This window comes from Pseudarthrobacter sp. LMD1-1-1.1 (assembly GCF_040676255.1).
Classification (GTDB): Bacteria; Actinomycetota; Actinomycetes; order Actinomycetales; family Micrococcaceae; genus Arthrobacter.
This window is the reverse complement of record NZ_JBEGHP010000001.1, coordinates 648,691-667,978: the sequence shown is the minus strand read 5'-3', so window position 1 is coordinate 667,978 and position 19,288 is coordinate 648,691. Positions and strand designations below refer to the sequence as shown.

General features: G+C 67.0%; 17 protein-coding genes. 7 read left to right on the top strand and 10 right to left on the bottom strand.

Translation table 11 applies throughout. The features are described 5' to 3' along the window. Window positions 1-42: 42 nt before the first annotated feature. Complete coding sequence (locus MRBLMD1_RS03270; RefSeq protein WP_159631434.1) at window positions 43-1,179, bottom strand: GuaB3 family IMP dehydrogenase-related protein; 1,137 nt, start codon at window positions 1,177-1,179, stop codon at window positions 43-45. A 158-nt stretch (window positions 1,180-1,337) separates the two neighbouring features. Here MRBLMD1_RS03270 and MRBLMD1_RS03265 point away from each other — a divergent pair, with 158 nt between their 5' ends. The 4 genes from MRBLMD1_RS03265 (at window position 1,338) to MRBLMD1_RS03250 (ending at window position 3,263) form a co-directional block, all read left to right on the top strand. Continuing rightward, window positions 1,338-1,985, top strand: coding sequence for a hypothetical protein (locus MRBLMD1_RS03265; RefSeq protein WP_159631433.1), 648 nt, complete (start codon window positions 1,338-1,340; stop codon window positions 1,983-1,985). A gap of 23 nt (window positions 1,986-2,008) precedes the next feature. Beyond that, the gene (locus MRBLMD1_RS03260; RefSeq protein ID WP_159631432.1) at window positions 2,009-2,626 is read left to right on the top strand and encodes a hypothetical protein; all 618 of its coding nucleotides are present in this window, start codon (window positions 2,009-2,011) and stop codon (window positions 2,624-2,626) included. Between the two features lie 137 nt (window positions 2,627-2,763). After that, window positions 2,764-3,042, top strand: a complete 279-nt coding sequence (locus MRBLMD1_RS03255; RefSeq protein WP_364397444.1) for a hypothetical protein — start codon at window positions 2,764-2,766, stop codon at window positions 3,040-3,042. Between the two features lie 14 nt (window positions 3,043-3,056). Continuing rightward, window positions 3,057-3,263, top strand: coding sequence for a hypothetical protein (locus tag MRBLMD1_RS03250; RefSeq protein WP_364397441.1), 207 nt, complete (start codon window positions 3,057-3,059; stop codon window positions 3,261-3,263). 396 nt (window positions 3,264-3,659) lie between these two features. Here MRBLMD1_RS03250 and MRBLMD1_RS03245 read toward each other — a convergent pair whose 3' ends face one another. From MRBLMD1_RS03245 to MRBLMD1_RS03230, 4 genes are all read right to left on the bottom strand, one after another. After that, complete coding sequence (locus tag MRBLMD1_RS03245; RefSeq protein WP_364397438.1) at window positions 3,660-5,519, bottom strand: ABC transporter ATP-binding protein; 1,860 nt, start codon at window positions 5,517-5,519, stop codon at window positions 3,660-3,662. Window positions 5,520-5,546: 27 nt separating this feature from the next. Next, complete coding sequence (locus MRBLMD1_RS03240) at window positions 5,547-7,109, bottom strand: HNH endonuclease signature motif containing protein (RefSeq protein WP_414703660.1); 1,563 nt, start codon at window positions 7,107-7,109, stop codon at window positions 5,547-5,549. Window positions 7,110-7,234: 125 nt separating this feature from the next. After that, the gene (gene guaB, locus MRBLMD1_RS03235) at window positions 7,235-8,746 is read right to left on the bottom strand and encodes an IMP dehydrogenase (protein WP_159631427.1); all 1,512 of its coding nucleotides are present in this window, start codon (window positions 8,744-8,746) and stop codon (window positions 7,235-7,237) included. A 223-nt stretch (window positions 8,747-8,969) separates the two neighbouring features. Further along, window positions 8,970-11,042 carry an acyltransferase family protein gene (locus tag MRBLMD1_RS03230; RefSeq protein WP_364397999.1) on the bottom strand — a complete coding sequence of 691 codons (2,073 nt, stop codon included), beginning with the start codon at window positions 11,040-11,042 and terminating at the stop codon, window positions 8,970-8,972. A gap of 123 nt (window positions 11,043-11,165) precedes the next feature. Here MRBLMD1_RS03230 and MRBLMD1_RS03225 point away from each other — a divergent pair, with 123 nt between their 5' ends. Next, a complete protein-coding gene (locus MRBLMD1_RS03225; protein WP_159631426.1) occupies window positions 11,166-12,134 on the top strand; it encodes a DUF389 domain-containing protein in 969 nt (322 codons plus the stop codon). A 10-nt stretch (window positions 12,135-12,144) separates the two neighbouring features. Here the strand turns inward: MRBLMD1_RS03225 and MRBLMD1_RS03220 are convergent, their stop codons facing one another. Next, the gene (locus tag MRBLMD1_RS03220; RefSeq protein WP_364397430.1) at window positions 12,145-13,668 is read right to left on the bottom strand and encodes an ATP-dependent DNA ligase; all 1,524 of its coding nucleotides are present in this window, start codon (window positions 13,666-13,668) and stop codon (window positions 12,145-12,147) included. Between the two features lie 70 nt (window positions 13,669-13,738). On the opposite strand from MRBLMD1_RS03220, the gene MRBLMD1_RS03215 reads away from it, so the two are divergent. Beyond that, complete coding sequence (locus MRBLMD1_RS03215; protein WP_364397427.1) at window positions 13,739-14,341, top strand: dihydrofolate reductase family protein; 603 nt, start codon at window positions 13,739-13,741, stop codon at window positions 14,339-14,341. Between the two features lie 147 nt (window positions 14,342-14,488). Here MRBLMD1_RS03215 and groL read toward each other — a convergent pair whose 3' ends face one another. The 3 genes from groL to MRBLMD1_RS03200 form a co-directional block, all read right to left on the bottom strand. Next, window positions 14,489-16,099: a chaperonin GroEL gene (groL, locus tag MRBLMD1_RS03210; RefSeq protein WP_159631423.1), complete on the bottom strand. Its 1,611-nt coding sequence runs from the start codon at window positions 16,097-16,099 to the stop codon at window positions 14,489-14,491. Between the two features lie 79 nt (window positions 16,100-16,178). Further along, window positions 16,179-16,472, bottom strand: coding sequence for a co-chaperone GroES (gene groES / locus MRBLMD1_RS03205; protein ID WP_003805290.1), 294 nt, complete (start codon window positions 16,470-16,472; stop codon window positions 16,179-16,181). A 255-nt stretch (window positions 16,473-16,727) separates the two neighbouring features. After that, the gene (locus tag MRBLMD1_RS03200; protein ID WP_159631422.1) at window positions 16,728-17,108 is read right to left on the bottom strand and encodes a hypothetical protein; all 381 of its coding nucleotides are present in this window, start codon (window positions 17,106-17,108) and stop codon (window positions 16,728-16,730) included. Window positions 17,109-17,162: 54 nt separating this feature from the next. Here MRBLMD1_RS03200 and MRBLMD1_RS03195 point away from each other — a divergent pair, with 54 nt between their 5' ends. After that, a complete protein-coding gene (locus tag MRBLMD1_RS03195) occupies window positions 17,163-18,401 on the top strand; it encodes a class I SAM-dependent methyltransferase (RefSeq protein ID WP_159631421.1) in 1,239 nt (412 codons plus the stop codon). A gap of 6 nt (window positions 18,402-18,407) precedes the next feature. Here the strand turns inward: MRBLMD1_RS03195 and MRBLMD1_RS03190 are convergent, their stop codons facing one another. Next, complete coding sequence (locus tag MRBLMD1_RS03190; protein ID WP_268891508.1) at window positions 18,408-19,226, bottom strand: shikimate 5-dehydrogenase; 819 nt, start codon at window positions 19,224-19,226, stop codon at window positions 18,408-18,410. Between the last annotated feature and the right edge of the window lie 62 nt (window positions 19,227-19,288).

Sequence of the window (19,288 nt, the reverse complement as noted above, 5' to 3'; positions counted from 1 at the left end):
GGGCAGGGCGGGAGCGCGCCCGCCCCGCCCTGCCGCGGCGTGTCAGTTCCCGGCGTACGGCGACACGACGACGTCGACCCGCTGGAATTCCTTCAGGTCCGAGTATCCGGTGGTGGCCATGGAGCGCCGCAGGGCGCCAATGAGGTTGGACGTGCCGTTGGTGTGGTGGCCTGGTCCAAACAGGACCTCCTCCAGCGGGCCCACAGTGCCTACGTTGGCGCGGTCTCCGCGCGGCAGTTCGGTGTGGTGGGCCTCCTGCCCCCAGTGCCAGCCCTTGCCGGGGGCTTCTTCAGCCCTGGCCAGGGCGCTGCCCAGCATGACGGCGTCGGCGCCCATGGCGATCGCCTTGACGATGTCACCTGAGGTGCCCATGCCGCCGTCGGCAATAACGTGGACGTAGCGGCCGCCGGATTCGTCCATGTAGTCGCGGCGTGCCGCGGCGACGTCGGAGATGGCTGAGGCCATGGGCGAGTGGATGCCCAGCGCGCGCCGCGTCGTGGTGGTGGCACCGCCGCCGAAGCCCACCAGTACGCCCGCAGCGCCGGTGCGCATGAGGTGCAGCGCCGGAGTGTAGCCGGCCGCGCCGCCGACGATGACGGGGACGTCGAGTTCGTAAATGAACTGCTTCAGGTTCAGCGGCTCGTGGTCCTTGGAGACATGCTCTGCGGACACGGTGGTGCCACGGATGACGAAGATGTCGACGCCGGCGGCCAGGACCGTCTTGTAGTGTTCCTGCGTGCGCTGGGGGGTCAGGGACCCGGCAACGGTGACGCCGGCGTCACGCATTTCGGCGAGCCGGGACGTGATGAGCTCGGGCTGGATGGGTGCCTGGTACAGCTCCTGCATGCGCGTGGTGACGGCAGGGCTGTTGGTTTCATCCTGGAGCGCCGCGATCTCATCGAGGATGGACTGCGGATCCTCGTACCGGGTCCAGAGGCCTTCCAGGTCCAGCACGCCGAGGCCGCCCAGCTTGCCGAGGGCGATTGCGGTGGCCGGGGACATGGCCGAGTCCATCGGCGCGGCGATCACGGGCATCTCGAACTGGTAGGCGTCGATCTGCCAGGAGACGGAGACGTCCTTGGGGTCGCGGGTGCGACGGTTGGGGACGATTGCAATGTCATCCAGGGAGTAGGCACGACGCCCACGCTTGCCACGGCCGATCTCGATCTCATAAGTCACTGCTCTAGGTTATCCCAGCAGGTCCGCTGGCCTGGCCTGGGCCGGCGCTGAAGGTCATCGCTGGCCCTGGCGACTGCGCCGAGCAAGCACGTAGCCTTGGGCAGGGGGCTTCGGTGGATGCTCCCGCGACAGCTTCCACGATTGGGCCTCCTTCCGATATGACGCACTCCATTCCTTTTCCCGCCGACACGCCTGTCCATTCGCTCGACCATTGGCTCTCCCCCGAACTGGCCCGTGTCAGCCCGCCGGACGCCCCCTCCCGGCTCCGCGAGCTGGCCGATGCCCAGGGCACTTTGGCCGCCGGCTGGAGCGGGGCGATCGCCGGCGGCCCCGTCCTGGCCCTGGCAGGCGCCTTCACCTCCGTGATGTCGGGGAATCCCGCGGCAGCGCTTGTCCTGCTCCCGCTGGGGGCCGTCCTGGTGCTGCTGGGCCTCTTCGGGTGGAAACGGGTCCGATCCGTCCTGCCCCGGACTGACAAGGCCCTGATCACCCGTGGCCCCGGATCTGCCCGCGGCGGCATCGGCATGGTGTCGTTCCTGGCTGTCGTTCTCGGCGGGATCATTTACCTGTACCTGCCCTCCGCCATGGCGAAGGGCGCCGGTGAGGTCACTATCCTGGTGGGCAGCTACGTACTCATGCTGGCCCTCCTGGTCGCGTGCATCATCGTCCCGTCCGCGGTCCTGGGCCGGGCCCGGGAGTCGTTCCGCCTGCGGGTGCAAACCAGCCCGAGGCTTCGGAGGGCACTCGAGGAAGATCTGGCCGTCTGGCGCGATCCCTACGGCAACGCCGCTTACGGCCCCCTCTGACATCCGGGAAGCGCAGGATTGTGATGGGCAGTCGGTGGACATTTGACGGGCATATCGCCGGGATCGGCACTGCCTCCGGGTTGCGCGCCGTAGTTGGAATGTGGCAGGACTCCCCCTTTGGGTCCTTCTCGGACGTCATGGTGCAGCAGCCTTCTGGGCATCGCCTTCTGCTCGCTCCGACATCCGAGGTGGCCGGCTTCATTGCCGCCACCTACACCTTTGATGAAGTGCGGGTGCTGGACGTTGCTGCCTCGCTCACCGACCACACGTTGACGGTCGATGCCGGCCCGCTGGCAATCCAGGCCGTCACCGGTTCGAGGACCCTGCTGGGAACAGCGCTGCGGACAGTACCCCGGCGCCTTGCAGTCCATCCCCGCTGGCTCGCCGCGGTCAATCCGTTCGCTGCCCTCGCGGCACCCGGCGCCCGCACCTACGGAACTGCGGGCAGCGGAAGGACGGAGTTCTATGGGGTGACGGACCTGCACCACGTGACGTCCGCCGTTGTCCGCTGGAATGGTGCCGATGCCGGAGCGCTGGCCCCCATCCGGCCAGCCGTCACGTTCGGCTTCAGCAGCGTCCCTCCCCGCCCGAGCATCGCCCGCGTGCGTACCACCGTGGTGGACGGCAGGCACGGAGGTTAGATCTGCCCATCGCTGCATGCGCGGGCCTGTATTAGCCTTGGCACCGGAAAATTGATTTTGGGGGGAACAGCGTGGCACCAGGCGACGAATCAACGGCATCGGCTCCTGCCTGTTCCGGCATCAGGGATCTGAGAAGGGTGCCGGACGCGACGGCTTACGGCTACGCCCAGCGCCGGTCCTGGATCTTTTTTGCCTGGTGGTACCCGGCAGTGCTGTCCATCGCCGGCCTGCTTCACGCCGTGCTCGCGCTGGCACTGGGCCAGAGCGCCGAAACCGGCATCGGTATGGCCGTTCTGGGGGCAGTGCTGGCTTCCACGGGTTGGGCCTTGACCGCCTGGCTCCGGTTCACCCGCAGGCCACCGCGCCCCGCTTCTAACCTTCTGCGGGTGGAGCGGGGGATCCGGGTTCCCCAGTGATGGTCTGGACTATCTTGGTCGCCACCACGGCCGCCGTTGTGGCCTTGATCCTGTTCACCCTCAACGGCGCCTCTCCGGAAAATTTGCCGGTGCTCGGACTGCTGGTCACGGTTCCCCTCGGCTCGGCCGCCGGCCTGCTGCACACCCGCCGCCTGATGTGCAACAACGCCGGACTCTACGCCCGCTGGCTCGAACGCCGTTCCCTGACGGAGCATTCATGAGGGGTGGCGTGGCTTCGCCCAGCACTGAGGCCGTCCCGCAACTAGCCCTGGGCCCTGCTCATCGCAGGGCCCGTGTCTTCTGGTTTTGGTGGATGGGCATGGTCTTCGCCGTACCCGGCGCGGTTCAGGCGATTGTATTGGCCGGCACTGGCCAGAATCCCGGGAACGGACTTGTGCTGCTGGTGCTGGTTTCACTCCTGGTGGTGGCCACGCCGCGAGGGACGTCCCCTGATGTCCTGCCCATCCTTGCGTTGCGTTTTTGGTTGCCTTTCCCTTGTCGGTTGGAGCAGGAATGCTGTACCCGCGGCATCTGCAACAGCACCGGGACCGCCTGTACGCCGCCTGGTTGACGCTGACAGAAGTGCCCGATCGGCGGGCGGGCTCCCCCGACCTGCATCAGACTCCTTCAGGTTCCTCCACGGAAAGCTGGGACTCGAACATCCTGAAGTACCGGCCGCGCAGGGCCACCAGTTCCTTATGGGTGCCTTTCTCCACAATGCGGCCATCCTCCAGCATGTACACCACGTCCGCCTTCTCGATCGTGGCGAGCCGGTGGCTGATGGCGATGATGGTGCTGCCGCGGTCAGCGAAGAGCCTGGTGAAGATTCGGTGCTCAGCGAGGGCATCGATGGCCGAGGTGGGCTCGTCCATCACCATGAAGGATGCGTCGCGGTAGAAGTTCCGTGCCATGGCCAGGCGCTGCCACTGGCCTCCGGACAGGCCACTGCCCTTCCGTCCGCGCGGATCCTCCATCCAGTTGCTCACGTGGTTGTCGAGTCCGTTCGGCAGCCTATTGATGAAGTCGAGCGCCTCGGCGTCGGCTGCAGCCTTGCGGACGCGGGCGTCGTCCCGAGGTGAATCAACGTCGCCGAAGTAGATGTTCTCGGCCGCCGTGGCGAACTCGTACTTCAGGAACTCCTGGCTGAGCACGGCAAGGTGGCGGTGCCAGGATTTAACGTCGACGGCGGCGAGGTCCACGCCATCGAGCAGTATCTGCCCTGAGTCGGGCCGGTAGAGTCCGGCGAGGATGCGGATGAGGGTGGACTTCCCGGCGCCGTTCTCCCCGACGATGGCGATGTGTTGGCCCTGCCGGATGGTGAGGCTGATGCCCTTGATCACCTCGATGTCGCTGCCCGTGTAGGTGAAGCGGATGTCCTTCAGCTCCACTTCCCTGGGCGCCTCCAGGAGGGGTGGGGCATGTTCCGAGTGCACGGGCATCGCCATGAACAGCTCGTAGTCCTTCAGGTTGGCCAGGTCTTCATCAATGGAGCTGAGCGAGGACACCAGGCTGTTTGCGGTGGACAGGGCACGGCTGACGATCTGCTGGACGTAGAGGAACTGGCCCACCGGGGCTGCGCGGGCAATGATCTGGCCCACCACCCAGATCAGCGAGACCACTTCCGCGCCGTACTGCAGGGCGTCCGCCGCCAGCTGCCTGGGGATGTATCGGCGCTGGTAGTCCAGGCGCCGCCGTTCGTCGGCGTCCCGGAGCCGGGACCGAAGGTCCATGAGGAAACCGACGATGCCATAAAGCCGCATTTCGGCAATGTGCTGCGGCCGGAGGAGGTTGGTCTCGATCATGCGGCGCTGGCGCCGCGAGTCCACCTGCGTGTTCCAGTGCGCAATCTGTTCCCTGGACAGCTTGAACTGCAGGTACACGCTCGGAACGATGGCCACCAACACGATGACGGCGATCCACCAGCTGACCAGCAGCAGGGCGCCCACGGCCAGGATGACCGAGACCAGCTGGGTGAAGATCGCGGCAATCCGGTCCAGGACGCGGGCGTAGGAGTCGGAGAACCGTTTGGCGCGGTCGTAAAGGTCCACTGTCTCCTTGTCGTCGTAGCGCCAGAAGTCCAGGGAGAGGAAGCGCTCGTACATCTGGTCCCCCACGATGGCGCCTACTTTGAAACTCATCAGCTGCTGGATGTAGCGGTCCACGCTGTTGAAGGCGCCCCAGAACAGGCCCAGCGCGGCAGTGACGACGACGTACACGATGGCAAGCCGCCCCGCTCCGCCGTCGCCCGCGTACGCTGCCGCCAATGCTGTGGTGGTGAGGGACGCGTAGAAGGTGGTGACCAGCGGCAACACAGCGGAAATCAGGGAACCCAGCACCTTCATGACGACGGCGCCCGGGGAGGCATGGAAGCTCACCCGGAGCACCTGGGCCACGGCCTTGGCATAGGGGCGCACGGCAAGCCGCTTTTGCGGGTCGCGTTTAGGGGTCAGCTCCGCCGGATGGCGCGGTTGGGACATGGAATCAGCCTAATGCGGGGCGGTCCGTCACGATGTGGAATGGAGACAGCGCAGCAGGGCATCTTCGCCTGGCGAGTGTGCCATGTAGTGGAAGTCCGGCGGCCCACCGGCCAATCGACGTGCTCCACCGCTGTGGTACGCCGCGCTCATCCACTCCGGGCCACGCCATTGTGGCCAGTGGGATGGTTCGGGGTCGGGGTGTTCGGGTTTGTAGTGGCGTCCGGTGGGTGAGGTCCAGCCGGGCGGCTCGTTCTTGGTGGCCGGGTCGGGTGTCCATTGGCTGTGGTGTTTGAGTCGATGGTGTTTGGGGCAGAGCTGGGCCAGGTTGCTGACGTTGGTGGTGCCGCCGCGTTGCCACGCTTGTAGGTGGTCGGTTTCGTTGTCGGGGGTGCGGTTGGTGCAGCCGGGGAAGGTGCATTTGGTGTCGCGCATCCTGATCCAGCGTTTGATGGTTTCGGTGAGCCGGTAGTTTTTCCGGCCGATCTCCAGCGGTGACCCGTCGCGGGGGTCGACCAGGACCCGGTAGAACGATTCCGCCCCGTCGGCGACAAGCCTCCGCGCCATGGAGGCCGGGATCGGTCCGAAACCGTCCAGCACTGCTGGTTCGTCGGTCGCTCCGAGGAGGGAGAACACCGGCACAGTGACCAGGACGTCGGCCCGCGGGGTGGGCACCTTTCCCATCGCGGTCGTGCTTGCGGTGGCCGCGGTGGTGCCAGAGGAACGTTCACCCGCAACCTGCCCGGTGCCGACGAGCAGCGAGGCTGCGATGTCGGGGCGGAGTTGGGTGAGGGTGCGCTCTTCGGTGGGCCCTTGGAGGCCGCGGGCGGTGGCGGTGGTCCGGTTCCAGATGGCGCACGCGGTGTCCCCGGGCAGGTACAGCGAGATCCAGGCCATGCCGTCCCGGTCGGGGACATATTCCATCCGCCGGTCCGCCGCACCCTTGGCGTGCCGCTTCTCGATGGAGTCCGGATGATGGCGTTCCCTCCACCCACGGACCTTGGCCCGGAACCGGGACGGGAGGAGCTCGCCGGGAGCCGCACCCCGGGCGGGGTTGGCAGCGGCGGGGTCGAAGAAGTGTGCCACCAACCCGGCGGCGCCAGCGGCATCGAGGCCGTCGGTTTCGTCGGCGATGATCTTTGCGTGCTGCCAGGACAACGACCCGGCCGACAGGGCCTCAAACACGGGCGGGAACAAACAGATCCGGCGGGACTGGTCCACGAGGGCGCCCGCTGCGGCCGAGCTGATGGTCAGGACCCCGGCGACCTCCTCGACAACGGAGACGTAGGCGTAGGTGCGGTCTTGAACGGAAGCGTCCGGCGGGGTCATCGCCTGCTGGAACTCCACTGCCTCGGCGGCGTCCCGTGCTTTCATCGCAGCGAGTTGTGCTTCCAGTCGGGATGCAGCTTCCAGTCGTGCAAGCCGAACCTCATACCGCCGCTGCAACACATCCACACCGACACCGACATCCACGCCAGCACCAGCGTGAGCCCCGGAAGCCAGGAAAGCGTCCTCTTTCTCCAGGGCGCTCAGGGCAGCAACAGAGGCACGAACACCCTCCAACGCCACCCCAGCACTACCGCCGATTCCCATAAGAACATCATCCAACGGGGGTCCGACATTCAAACCGACCGCGTTCTCCGGTACCCAACAACAAGAGGAGGCGGGAAAATCCCGCCTCCTCTTTCACACGCCTCAGCGTGAAAAACCCTTCGCCGTTAGCGCGATCCGTAGTTCGGCGCCTCGACGGTCATCTGGATGTCGTGCGGGTGCGATTCCTTCAGGCCGGCGGAGGTGATCCGGACGAACTTGCCGCGGACCTTCAGCTCGGGAATGGTGGGCGCTCCGGTGTAAAACATGGTCTGGCGGAGGCCTCCCACCAGCTGGTACGCCACTGAGGACAGCGGGCCACGGTACGCCACCCGGCCTTCGATGCCTTCGGGGATCAGCTTGTCGTCACCGGACACGTCGGCCTGGAAGTACCGGTCCTTGGAGTAGGACGTGTTCTTGCCGCGCGACTGCATGGCGCCGAGGGAGCCCATGCCGCGGTAGGACTTGAACTGCTTGCCGTTGACGAAGATCAGGTCGCCCGGAGACTCGTCGCAGCCAGCCAGGAGGGAGCCCAGCATGACTGTGTCGGCGCCGGCCACCAGGGCCTTGCCGATGTCGCCCGAGTACTGGAGGCCGCCGTCGGCGATCAGCGGCACGCCGGCCGGAATGGCAGCCTTGGCGGATTCGTAGATGGCCGTGATCTGCGGGACACCCACGCCCGCCACCACACGGGTGGTGCAGATGGAGCCGGGACCAACGCCCACCTTGATACCGTCGGCGCCGGCGTCAATCAGCGCCTGGGCACCTTCACGGGTGGCAGCCTGGCCGCCGATAACGTCCACGTGAGCGGCGACGGGATCGGACTTCAGCCTGCGGATCATATCCAGGACACCCTGGGAGTGGCCGTTGGCGGTGTCCACGAACAGCGCGTCCACGCCGGCGTCCACCAAGGTCATGGCGCGCTCCCAGCCGTCGCCGAAGAAGCCGATGGCGGCACCCACCCGGAGGCGGCCTTCATCGTCCTTGGTGGCCAGGGGGTACTGCTCGGCCTTGGTGAAGTCCTTGGTGGTGATCAGGCCCTTGAGCCGGCCCTGCTCGTCCACGAGCGGGAGTTTTTCGATCTTGTTGGTGGCCAGCTTGTGCGAGGCTTCCTCGCGGCTGATGCCCACGTGCCCGGTGACCAGGGGCATCTTGGTCATGACGTCGCTGACCAGCCGCAGCGGAAAATCGGACTCCGGCACAAAACGGGTGTCGCGGTTGGTGACGATGCCCAGAAGGCGGTTGTCCTCGTCCACCACGGGGAGGCCGGAGACGCGGTAGTGGGCGCAGAGATCATCGAGCTCGCGCAGCGTTGCCTCGGGGCGGATGGTCAGCGGGTTGGTGATCATCCCGGACTCGCTCCGCTTGACCCGGTCCACCTGGTCCGCCTGGTCGGCGATGGACAGGTTGCGGTGCACGACGCCCAGGCCGCCCTGGCGGGCCATGGCGATGGCCATGCGGGACTCGGTGACCGTGTCCATCGCCGCGGAGAGCAGCGGGGTCTGAACGGTGATGCGCTTGGAAATTCGTGAGGACGTGTCTGCCTCGGACGGGATGACGTCGGTGTGGCCCGGCAGGAGCAGGACGTCGTCGTAGGTCAGGCCGATGAAGCCAAAGGGGTTGTGTTCGGGCTCGGTCATGAGTGCGCCTCTTACCTTGGTTGCTGGGTCACGGGTAGGGGTTGCAGCCGATGACCAGACCGTAATTACGGAACTGGCCTGTGCAGACGATCCTGCGGGAGCACCGTGCAGGACGGCGTTCCGGGGGCAGAAAGTGTTGAGTAAATATTAGAACCTCGGCGCCAATCCCCCTATTCCAGGCCGGCAATGTGAGCAACCCCACGAGCCCGGCAGGCGGAATGGTTCAGCTCCAGCCGGTGGCAGCCAGCAGCCGCTGCTCGAACATCGGGATCATGGTTTCCACATAGGTCCTGGTGAGGTGGTTGTCGTCCTTGTAGACGTACACGTTTCCCACCACGGCCGGGCAGACGCCCCGCGCGCAGATGAAATCGCTCATGTCCATCAGGTGCAGCCCCGGCAGTTTGCCGCGGTAGTTCTCCAGCGGTGACGGCTCCACAAGGGACTCCGCCAGGGACGGGTTGCAGGCAGGGGCGCTTGCACCGTTCCGCTGGGCACACTGCGGCATGTTGAAGGTGAACCGCGGGTTGTCCCGGATGCCGACGATTTCGATCCCGGCGTCCGCGAACGGCCGGACGCCATCGAGGTATCCCGGCACTTCGGTTTCGAACGGGGCGTCCTCGTGGGTCAGCGACGCCACGGTGAACACGGCGTCCGGCCGGTGTTCCAGGACATAGGCGGAGCTGGCCCTGTTGTAGGCGTTGCATTCGGCGTTCCTGGTGTCCGATTCGGCGCCGAAGCGGCAGGCAGGCATCAGCAGCGTCACCAGTTCCCAGCCACGGGCCGCTGCCACGGGCGCCAGCGCGGCGAGGTACTGCTGGGCGTGGGAGTCGCCCAGGACCACGATGCGCCGGGTGGCCGGTTCCTCCGGCAGCTCCTGCCGGCAGCCCTCAAGGATCGGATCGCCGGTGGCGTTGGCTCCTGTGCAGGGCGAATCGATGCCGGCCCAGTCGTTGTCCAGTGCGGTGGGCCCGGGGATGGTCCGCGCCCTTGGTGCGGGCGAGTTTTCGTTTTCCGGGGTGAGCGCCAGGGCACCTGGCGTCAGCTCCCGCGGTTGGGCCGCCGTCGCGCTTTCCTCTGCGGTGAGCGTCGTCTGCCAGACCGCGACAGGCCCCGCCAGGACGGCGCCGCAAGCGACGATGACGACGGCGGTCCGCCAGGCGCGCAGCTTGGGCCAGTGCCAGTCGCGCAACGGCTTTTCCACGAAGCGCGTGGTCAGCACGGCAAGCACGATGGAGGCCCCGACGATACCAAGACCCTGCTTGAGGTTCGGCGCTTCGACGCCTGTGGCGGCCAGCACCAGCACCAGGACGGGCCAGTGCCAGAGGTACAGGGCGTAGGAGTTGTCCCCCAGCGCGACGGCGGGCCGGCTGCTGAGGAGGCGGTCCACCCCGTACCGGCTGCCCGACTGGCCCGCGACGATGATCGCTGCTGCCGCAAGGGTTGGCCACAGGGCCACATATCCGGGGAAGGAACGGTCAACGGTAAGGACCAGCCCGCAGGAAACCATGGCCGCCAGGCCGGCCCAACCCAACGCCACGCGCAGGACGCGGCCGGGCTTGAGGTACGGCAGCGCCAGTGCCAGCAGGGACCCCAGCGCAAACTCCCACAGGCGGGCCCGGGTATCGAAGTAGGCGTACGCCTGGTTGGTGGCGGTCTGGTCAATGGAGTAGGCCAAGGACACCGCAAATACGGTACCGAACACCAGCGCCAGCAGGCCCCGGTACGTCAGCCAATGCAGGCGGGGTACCCTGCGAAGCCCGGCCAGCACGGCCGCCGTGGCGGCAAAGACCAGCGGCCACAGGATGAAGACCTGGCCTTGGATGGACAGGGACCAGAAGTGCTGCAGGGGGCTGGCACCGGCGTGGTCCTGCGCGTAATAGTCCACCGACAAATCCGCAAGGAGCCAGTTTTGGCTGTACAGCAGTGACGCCCAGGCCTGGTCGAGCACTTGCGGCCACCGGCCCTGCGGCAGGATCAGCCAGGTGCCGGCGAGAACTCCGAGAATCACCACGACGGCGGCTGGCAGCAGTCGCTTGAACAGGTGCAGCCAGTGCGCCAGGAGCCCGAAGGGTTTGCCTGATTCCGCCTTGCGGACGAAGGACAACGTGAGCAGGAAGGCCGAAACCAGCAGGAAGATGTCCACGCCACCGGACACGCGGCCCAGCCAGACGTGGTAGGTGACAACCATCAGGACGGCCAGGGCCCGCAGCCCCTGGACCTCGGGCCGGAAGGTGGGCTTCCGTTGGCGGGGGGCGGCGCCGGGGCCGGGTTCGGGTGCCTTCGGGGTTTCCGTTATCGACACTAGAACCTCTCACAATGCCCGCCAGCCAAAGCCCCAAGCCTAGCCAACGCGCTGTTCAACAGCCAATCACGCCGCCGGTTCAGACTATGCTGGCCCCAGTCGTGGAAGGGAGCGGGCGTGGTTGTCCAGCTGCGGATTTGTGTGCCCGGGGAGCTGTCCGACGTGACCCGGCAGACCTGCCGCGACCAGCGCGGAACGGCAGAGGTCGCTGTGGTCCGGGGCGCCTCCGTGGTGCCGGAGGGCGATGTTATTGAAGTCCTGATCGCCCGGGAGGCAGTGGAGGAACTGCTGGAGAAGCTGAATATCCTGAAGGTCCGCGATGTTGGCTCCATTTCCATGTCCACACCGGAATTTGTGCTGTCCAGGAATGCGGACCGGGCAGAGCGGGACGCCCCCGGGGATGGCGCCGACGCGGTGATCTGGGATGACGTCACCCGCCAATCCGGCGAAGACTCCCGGCTGACGTGGAACTTCCTCGCGTTCCTGGTGCTGGCCACGCAGCTCGCGGGGATCGGCATCGTGACCGATTCCCCCATCGCCATCGTGGGCGCCATGGCGGTGGGCCCTGAGTTCGGACCGCTGGCCGCGCTGGCGGTTTCGATCGCCACCCGGAAGTGGAGGCTTGGCCGCCGGGCTGCAGTCGCCCTGGCCGTGGGCTTCCCGGTTGCCATGCTGCTGGCGGCACTGACGGCGTGGCTGTCGATCCCGCTTGGCCTCTTCCCGCGGGATGCCCTGGACAAGGGATCCGCCGTCGAGTTCATCTACCATCCCGGCCCGTATTCGTTGATCGTGGCCCTCCTGGCCGGAATCGCCGGAATGCTCTCCATCATTGGCCGGCGTTCGGCGGCACTGATCGGCGTGTTCATCTCCGTGACCACGGTGCCGGCCGCCGGATACGTGGCGGTGGCCTTGGTGCTGGGCGAGTACCAGAAGGCCGCCGGTTCCGCGCTCCAACTGCTGCTCAACCTCGTGGGCATCGTGGTGGCCGCCCTCGCGGTGCTGCTCTTCTACCGGGTGGTCGCACGGCGCCTGCCCGACGGGGTGGCACGCAGCCTGAAGCGCCAGCGGACCGGAACAGGCCGCTGACCGCTCGCCTCTAGGAGCGCAGCAGGGCGCGCAGGGCCTGGATGGTGTCCGCTTCCGCCGGGGCCTTGTCGTCCCGGTAGCGCTTGACGCGAGCGAACCTCAAGGCGATCCCGCCCGGGTAGCGCGGCGACTGCTGCACGCCGTCGATGGCTATTTCGACGACCGTGACCGGTTCAATCCAAACAGTGCCTGCCGTGCGCCGCACCTCAAGCTCCTGGAACCGCTCCGTCTGCCAGCGCAGCAGTTCATCGGTGAGTCCCTTGAACGTCTTGCCCACCATCACGTAGCCGCCGGGTTCGCCGAACTCCCCGGTGGGGTCAAGGGCACCCAGGTGCAGGTTGGAGAGCATTCCCGTGCGGCGTCCGGAGCCCCATTCGCAGGCGAGCACCACCAGGTCATACGTGTGGACCGGTTTCACCTTCACCCAGTTGGATCCACGCCTCCCGGCGGCGTAGGTCGATTCGATCGCCTTCACCACCACGCCCTCGTGGCCCGCGGCGAGTGCATCCCGCGACACCCGTTCGGCAACGGCCGGATCCGCCGTGACCTCCCCGGGAATCCGGTGTGCCGGTGCAACGCGTTCCAGGACGTCGATGCGGGTGGACAGCGGTTCATCCAGCAGGTCACGTCCGTCAATGTGGAGCACATCGAAAAACCAAGGATGGAGCAGCGTTTCGCGGACTGCATCGGCGCCGAAGCGGGACATCGTTTCCTGGAAGGGCCGCGGGGCGCCGTCCTCATCCAGGGCGAGCGTTTCGCCGTCAAGGATCACGTCCTGCACGGGCAGCCCGCGGACCAAGTCAACCACCTCGGGCAGCCGGTGCGTCACCTCCGCGAGGTTCCGGGTGTAGATGCGCACGTCGTCGCCGGAGCGATGCACCTGGATGCGGGCGCCGTCGAGCTTGAATTCCACCGAGGCCTCCCCCGTCGCTTCCAGGGCGGCACCCGCGCTGCCGGCGGTGGCCGCGAGCATGGGCTGCACCGGGCGACCCACCACCAGGCCGACGGCGTCAAGCTCGGCCGCGGTGCCGGTGAGCGCCAGGAAGGCGGTTCCTCCGAGGTCCCCGGAAAGCATTGCCGCACGCCGCACCGCCTCGACGGACCTGTCTGCGGCGCGGGCGATGGCGTCCGTCAGTACTCCTTCCAGGGCGCCGGTGCGCAGTTCCCCGAGCAGCACGCCGGCGATGAACGACTGCTCCGACGCGGTGGCCGCTCCCATTAGCGTCCCGAGGATGGAGGCCCGCCCCGCACCCGACCCGCTGCCCGCCGTTGCCAGGAGCCGGTCCAGCGCGGCATCAAATTCCGCCACGGTGAGGCTTGGCTCCGCGGCGGGTTCTTCCTTGGCCGCCGCCACGGCGCTCCAACCGACGCCAACCCGGCCCTGACGGGGCTTGGCGCTGAGCAAACCCACCGCCGTCGGGATCTCCGCCGGTTCCAGCCGGCGCAGCAGGTGGGCCAGGGCATCCACTTTCGCGAGCCGGGACCGGGTCGATGCAACGGTTTTCGTGGTGTCCACGAGCTCAAGGAGCAGCATGGCACCATCCTGCCACGGGCACCGGACCGGGACACTGGACAGAGCCCCGGTGCGGGTCCACAATGTGCGCGTGGGGATCATCGTGGCGAACCTGTTCATCACCCTCGACGGCGTGTACCAGGCGCCGGGCGGCCGTGAAGAAGACCCCGAAGGCGGATTCGCGTTCGGCGGCTGGCAGGCGCCGGTGTCCGACGACGAGGCCGGCGCCTCGATAGCGGACGAGATCAGCCGGATGGATGCCCTCCTCCTCGGCCGGAAGACCTATGACATCTTTGCGTCCTACTGGCCGCACCAGTCCGGTGACATAGCCGATGCCCTGAACCGGGTCCCCAAGTTCGTTGTCTCCGGCACGCTGGCGGACCCGGACTGGGCCGGCACCACCGTCCTGCCGGATGCCGCGGCCGCCGGCGGCCTCCGGGACGGGTTCGGGCAGCTGCACATGTTCGGCAGCGGGATGCTGATCCGTTCCCTCCTGGCTGCCAATGTGCTGGACCGCCTCCACCTCTGGCTGTACCCGGTGGTCCTGGGCCAGGGCAAGCGCCTGTTCGATGAGGGAACGGTTCCCTCCACTTTCACGCTGGCCGAGCAGGCCCGCAGTTTTCCCAAGGGTGCGGTGTCGCTGGTGTACGAGCGTGCCGGAGAAGTTGAGACGCGGGAGATGGACGCCGGCTAAGCGCCCACCGCCCCCTAACCTCGCTTCGCTCAGCCAGGGAACCCTGGCGGCGTGGGCCCACCCACCGCCCCAGAAGCAGCAACGCAAAAGGCTGGCCCGGCAGATGCCGGACCAGCCTTTTCAGCGGTAGGCCGCCAGGGCGCAGCGTTAGTGGCTGTGGCCTGCGTGCTCGTCCTCTTCGGCCGGCTTCTCCACGACCAGGGTCTCGGTGGTGAGAACCAGGGCGGCGATGGAGGCCGCGTTACGGAGGGCTGCACGGGTGACCTTGACGGGGTCGATGACGCCCGCGGCAATCAGGTCCTCGTACTCACCTGACTTGGCGTTGAAGCCGTTGTTGGTCTCAAGGTCGGCAACCTTGGAGGTAACAACGTAGCCATCGAAGCCGGCGTTCTGGGCGATCCAGCGCAGCGGCTGCACCAGTGCGCGGCGGACGATGCCCACAGCTGCGGCGGCGTCGCCTTCGAGGGCCTTGACGGAAGCGTCCTCATCCAGTGCCTTGAGGGCGTGGATCAGGGCGGAGCCGCCGCCGGCAACGATGCCTTCTTCGAGGGCAGCGCGGGTGGAGGACACAGCGTCCTCGATGCGGTGCTTCTTTTCCTTGAGCTCAACCTCGGTGGCAGCGCCGACCTTGATGACTCCGATGCCGCCGGCAAGCTTAGCCAGGCGTTCCTGGAGCTTTTCGCGGTCCCAGTCGGAATCGGTGCGGGTCAGCTCGGCGCGCAGCTGGGCAACGCGTGCAGCGACGTCCTCGGCAGAACCGGCGCCGTCCACGATGGTGGTGTTGTCCTTGGTGACCGTGATGCGACGGGCGGTACCCAGCACCTCCAGGCCCACGGAGTCCAGGCTGAGGCCCAGTTCCGGGGAGACAACCTGCGCACCGGTGAGGGTGGCGATGTCCTGCAGCATGGCCTTGCGGCGGTCGCCGAAGCCGGGAGCCTTGACGGCTACGACGTTCAGGGTGCCGCGGATGCGGTTGACGATCAGCGTGGACAGGGCCTCGCCCTCAACGTCCTCGGCGATGATGAACAGCGGCTTGGAACTCTGCAGCGCCTTTTCGAGCAGCGGCAGGAATTCCTGGATCGAGGAGATCTTGCCCTGGTTGATCAGGATGAGTGCGTCCTCGAGGACTGCTTCCTGGCGCTCCGCGTCGGTGACGAAGTACGGGGACAGGTAGCCCTTGTCGAACTGCATGCCCTCGGTGAGGACCAGTTCGGTCTGGGTGGTGGAGGACTCTTCGATGGTGATGACACCATCCTTGCCCACCTTGCCGAAGGCCTCGGCGAGCAGTTCGCCGATTTCGTCGCTCTGCGCCGAGATGGCGGCAACGTTGGCTACCTGGGTGCCTTCGACCGGGCGGGCGTTCTCCAGCAGGCGGGCGGCCACGGCCTCAACCGCAACCTCGATGCCGCGCTTGATCTGGCCGGGGGCAGCGCCGGCTGCAACGTTGCGCAGGCCTTCCTTGACCAGCGCCTGTGCCAGGACCGTGGCGGTGGTGGTGCCGTCGCCGGCAACATCGTTGGTCTTGGTGGCTACTTCCTTGGCCAGCTGTGCGCCAAGGTTCTCGTAGGGGTCGTCCAGCTCGACTTCGCGGGCGATGGTGACGCCGTCGTTCGTGATGGTGGGGGCACCCCACTTCTTGTCCAGGACGACGTTGCGGCCGCGGGGGCCGAGCGTCACCTTGACGGTGTTCGCGAGCTTGTCGATGCCGGCCTCAAGGGACCGGCGGGCAGCGTCGTTAAACGCAAGCTGCTTTGCCATGGTTTTGTCCTTTCAAAGACAGAAACCCCGCGCTGCCGGCCAGCGTGAGCATGGCCGGCAGCACGGGGATCCGGAAGAGTTACTTGACGACGATTGCCAGGACGTCGCGGGCGGACAGCACGAGGTACTCGGTGCCGCCGGTCTTGACTTCGGTTCCGCCGTACTTGGAGTAGATGACGACGTCGCCAACGGCTACGTCAACGGGAACGCGGTTGCCATCTTCGAAGCGGCCGGGGCCTACGGCGACAACTTCGCCTTCCTGCGGCTTCTCCTGTGCGGAGTCCGGGATGACCAGGCCGGAAGCCGTGGTCTGCTCGGCTTCGAGCGGGCGGACAACAATACGATCCTCAAGAGGCTTAATAGAGACCGACACTCGGACCTCTCCTTTTCGTCAGCAAATTCGTGGACTGGAAAGCTTTCCGCCGTAGCTGGCAAACCGTCGTCGCGGTGCCGGCAGCAGCCTGGCTGGCAGCTCTCCATGTGTTAGCACCCTCCTAGGGAGAGTGCTAATGAAGACTCTATGTATGAGTTAGCACTCGGTCAAGGTGAGTGCCAACGTTTCGTCATGGGCGTACAGCCCGGGGCGGACGACGGCAGGTGGCCGGGGACGCGAAATGGCGCCCTGTCCCTACCGGCCCAGGTCGTCGAAGTCCACGTCCTCGCCGCCCTCCGTGTCGCTGCCGCCCTGCTTCCGTCCCCGGAAGAGCACCCAGCCGGACACCGCTGCGGCGAGCAGCGCAGCAGCGAGGAAGAAGATGCTCCCGGCCCGCGCGCCGTCGTACAGCCCGCGGATGTCCCGGGCCTCCTGGGTGTTGTCCTGGACGTCGTTGCCTCCCACCGAGTAAACGGTGGCGTTGAACGTATCGAGCAGGAAGATGATCACCAGCAGCGCGATGCAGACCACGGCCACGACGGCGGCGGCGATCAGCACAGGACGGGCGAACCTGGCCGGATGGCGGTCCCCGGACTCGTGGTCGCCGGTCTCGCGGGGGGCTGCGCTCTCATCCATGGATTCAACACTATCCGCATCCCGGCCACGCGCTCCTCCACTAGGCTGGAACCCATGGCTCAAGCTCCCCAGGACCAGATTGCACAGGACCAGATCGCACCATTGCTGACCCCCGAAGGCTGGGAGTTGCTGGCGTCCCTGGGCCCCTACCGGGACGAGGACTCGTTCGAGCTGAACTCCGCGCTCCGGAAAGCCGGACACCCCGCCGTGCTCGTGTCCGCCGTCCTGACGCAGTCACGGCTGCGGACCAAGGCAGAGGGGAAATTCGGGGAGTTCGCCCGGCAGATGCTGTTCACCCAGGCGGGCCTGGAGCAGGCCACGCGCCTCAACGTCGCCGCCCACCACGCCCAGCGGTTCGCTGCCGCGGGGATCAGCCGCGTGGCGGACCTGGGCTGCGGCCTCGGCGCCGATTCCCTGGCGCTGGCCTCCCTGGACATCAATGTCACCGCCGTCGAAATGGACGAAACCACGGCGGCGTGCGCCACGGTGAACCTCATCCCGTTCCCCAACGCCACAGTGGTGCATGCGGATGCGGAATCGGTTCCGCTGGACGGGGTGGATGGCGTCTGGCTGGACCCTGCCCGGCGGGTCACCTCCACTTCCGGCACCAAGCGGATCTGGGACCCCGAGGCATTCTCCCCGCCGTTGTCCTTCGTGGAATCACTGGCCGCCCGGGGCAAGGCAGTGGGCGTGAAGATGGGACCGGGCATGCCGCATGAATCCGTGCCCGCGGGCTGCGAGGCGCAGTGGGTCTCGGTGGCCGGTGACGTCACCGAGGTGACCCTGTGGTTCAACGCCGTGCGCCGGCCTGGAGTCCGCCGCGCCGCGTTGGTCCTGGGGCCGAAGGCTCCGGCGGAGCTGACCAGCCCGGAGGATTTCGGCGGCGGCCCGTCAGCGCCGGTGGGACCGGTGGAGGGATACCTGTACGAACCCGACGGCGCCGTGATCCGCGCCGGACTGGTGGCGGACGTAGCACTGCAGCTCGGTGGCCACCTGGTGGACGAACACATTGCCTACATCTGCGCTCCGGAACTCCTGGCCACCCCGTTCGCCCGGGCCTACAAGGTCCTGCAGGTCATGCCCTACAACGTGAAGGCGCTCAAGGCCTGGGTGAAACAGGAGGGCATCACCGTGCTGGACATCAAGAAGCGCGGCACCGCCGTCACCCCCGAAGAGCTGCGGAAACAGCTGCTGCCCGGCGGAAAGAACGCCAGGAAGGGCGGCAAAACGGCCACCCTGGTCCTGACGCGCATCGGTGAGGACCGGGTGGCCATCGTGGTGGAACCCGCCTAGCTGCCCCTACTGGGCGCGCATGAACTCCTCGGCGGCCCGCACCTGGTCCGGGGTGGGCCGGACGCCCGTGTACAGGACGAACTGTTCGAGTGCCTGGATGGTGGCCACTTCGGCCCCCGTGATCACCGGCTTGCCGGCCGCGCGGGCGGCCTTGATGAGGGGGGTTTCGGCGGGCAGCGCCACCACGTCGAACACCAGGCGGGCCGCGTTGATGGCTTCCGCCGGGAAAGCCACGGTGTCCGCTTCCGTCCCGCCGGCCATCCCCAGCGGGGTGACGTTGATGAGCAGGTCGGCCGTCCCGCCGTCGAGCGCTGCCCGCCACTGGAAGCCGTACTGGTCCGCGAGCGCACGCCCCGCGGCCTCGTTCCGGGCCAGGACGGTGACGTCGGTGAATCCGGCGTCCCGGAGGGCGGCAACCGTGGCCTTGGCCATGCCCCCGGCGCCCTGCACCAGCACCGAATAGTCCGTGGGGACTGCATTGGTGGCGAGGAGTTGTTCGATCGCGGTGTAGTCGGTGTTGTACGCCTTGAGGTGCCCGTCCGTGTTCACGATGGTGTTCACCGAGTCGATGGCCTTGGCGGAGGGGTCCATCTCGTCCACCAGGGCGATGACGTCTTCCTTGTACGGCATGGAGATGGCACAGCCACGGATGCCCAGCCCGCGGACACCGGCAATGGCCTGTTCCAGGTTGGTGGGTGCGAAGGCCTTGTAGATCCAGTTCAGGTCCAGCTGCCCGTAAAGGTGGTTGTGGAACCGGGTCCCGTTGTTGCTGGGACGGGCCGAGAGCGAGATGCAGAGGGTCATGTCTTTATTCAGAATGGGCACCAGACCATTAAACGCGTTCCAGCCCAAGTGGGTAGCGCCAAGTGTCGTTTTGACGCCTCAAA

Excerpts from the sequence above, each read along its gene's own strand:
- MRBLMD1_RS03265 (WP_159631433.1), top strand. The coding sequence starts at position 1,338 with ATGACGCACTCCATTCCTTTTCCCGCCGACACGCCTGTCCATTCGCTC.
- MRBLMD1_RS03260 (WP_159631432.1), top strand. The coding sequence starts at position 2,009 with ATGGGCAGTCGGTGGACATTTGACGGGCATATCGCCGGGATCGGCACT.
- MRBLMD1_RS03245 (WP_364397438.1), bottom strand. The coding sequence starts at position 5,519 with ATGTCCCAACCGCGCCATCCGGCGGAGCTGACCCCTAAACGCGACCCG.
- MRBLMD1_RS03240 (WP_414703660.1), bottom strand. The coding sequence starts at position 7,109 with ATGGGAATCGGCGGTAGTGCTGGGGTGGCGTTGGAGGGTGTTCGTGCC.
- guaB (WP_159631427.1), bottom strand. The coding sequence starts at position 8,746 with ATGACCGAGCCCGAACACAACCCCTTTGGCTTCATCGGCCTGACCTAC.
- MRBLMD1_RS03220 (WP_364397430.1), bottom strand. The coding sequence starts at position 13,668 with ATGCTGCTCCTTGAGCTCGTGGACACCACGAAAACCGTTGCATCGACC.
- groL (WP_159631423.1), bottom strand. The coding sequence starts at position 16,099 with ATGGCAAAGCAGCTTGCGTTTAACGACGCTGCCCGCCGGTCCCTTGAG.
- MRBLMD1_RS03200 (WP_159631422.1), bottom strand. The coding sequence starts at position 17,108 with ATGGATGAGAGCGCAGCCCCCCGCGAGACCGGCGACCACGAGTCCGGG.
- MRBLMD1_RS03195 (WP_159631421.1), top strand. The coding sequence starts at position 17,163 with ATGGCTCAAGCTCCCCAGGACCAGATTGCACAGGACCAGATCGCACCA.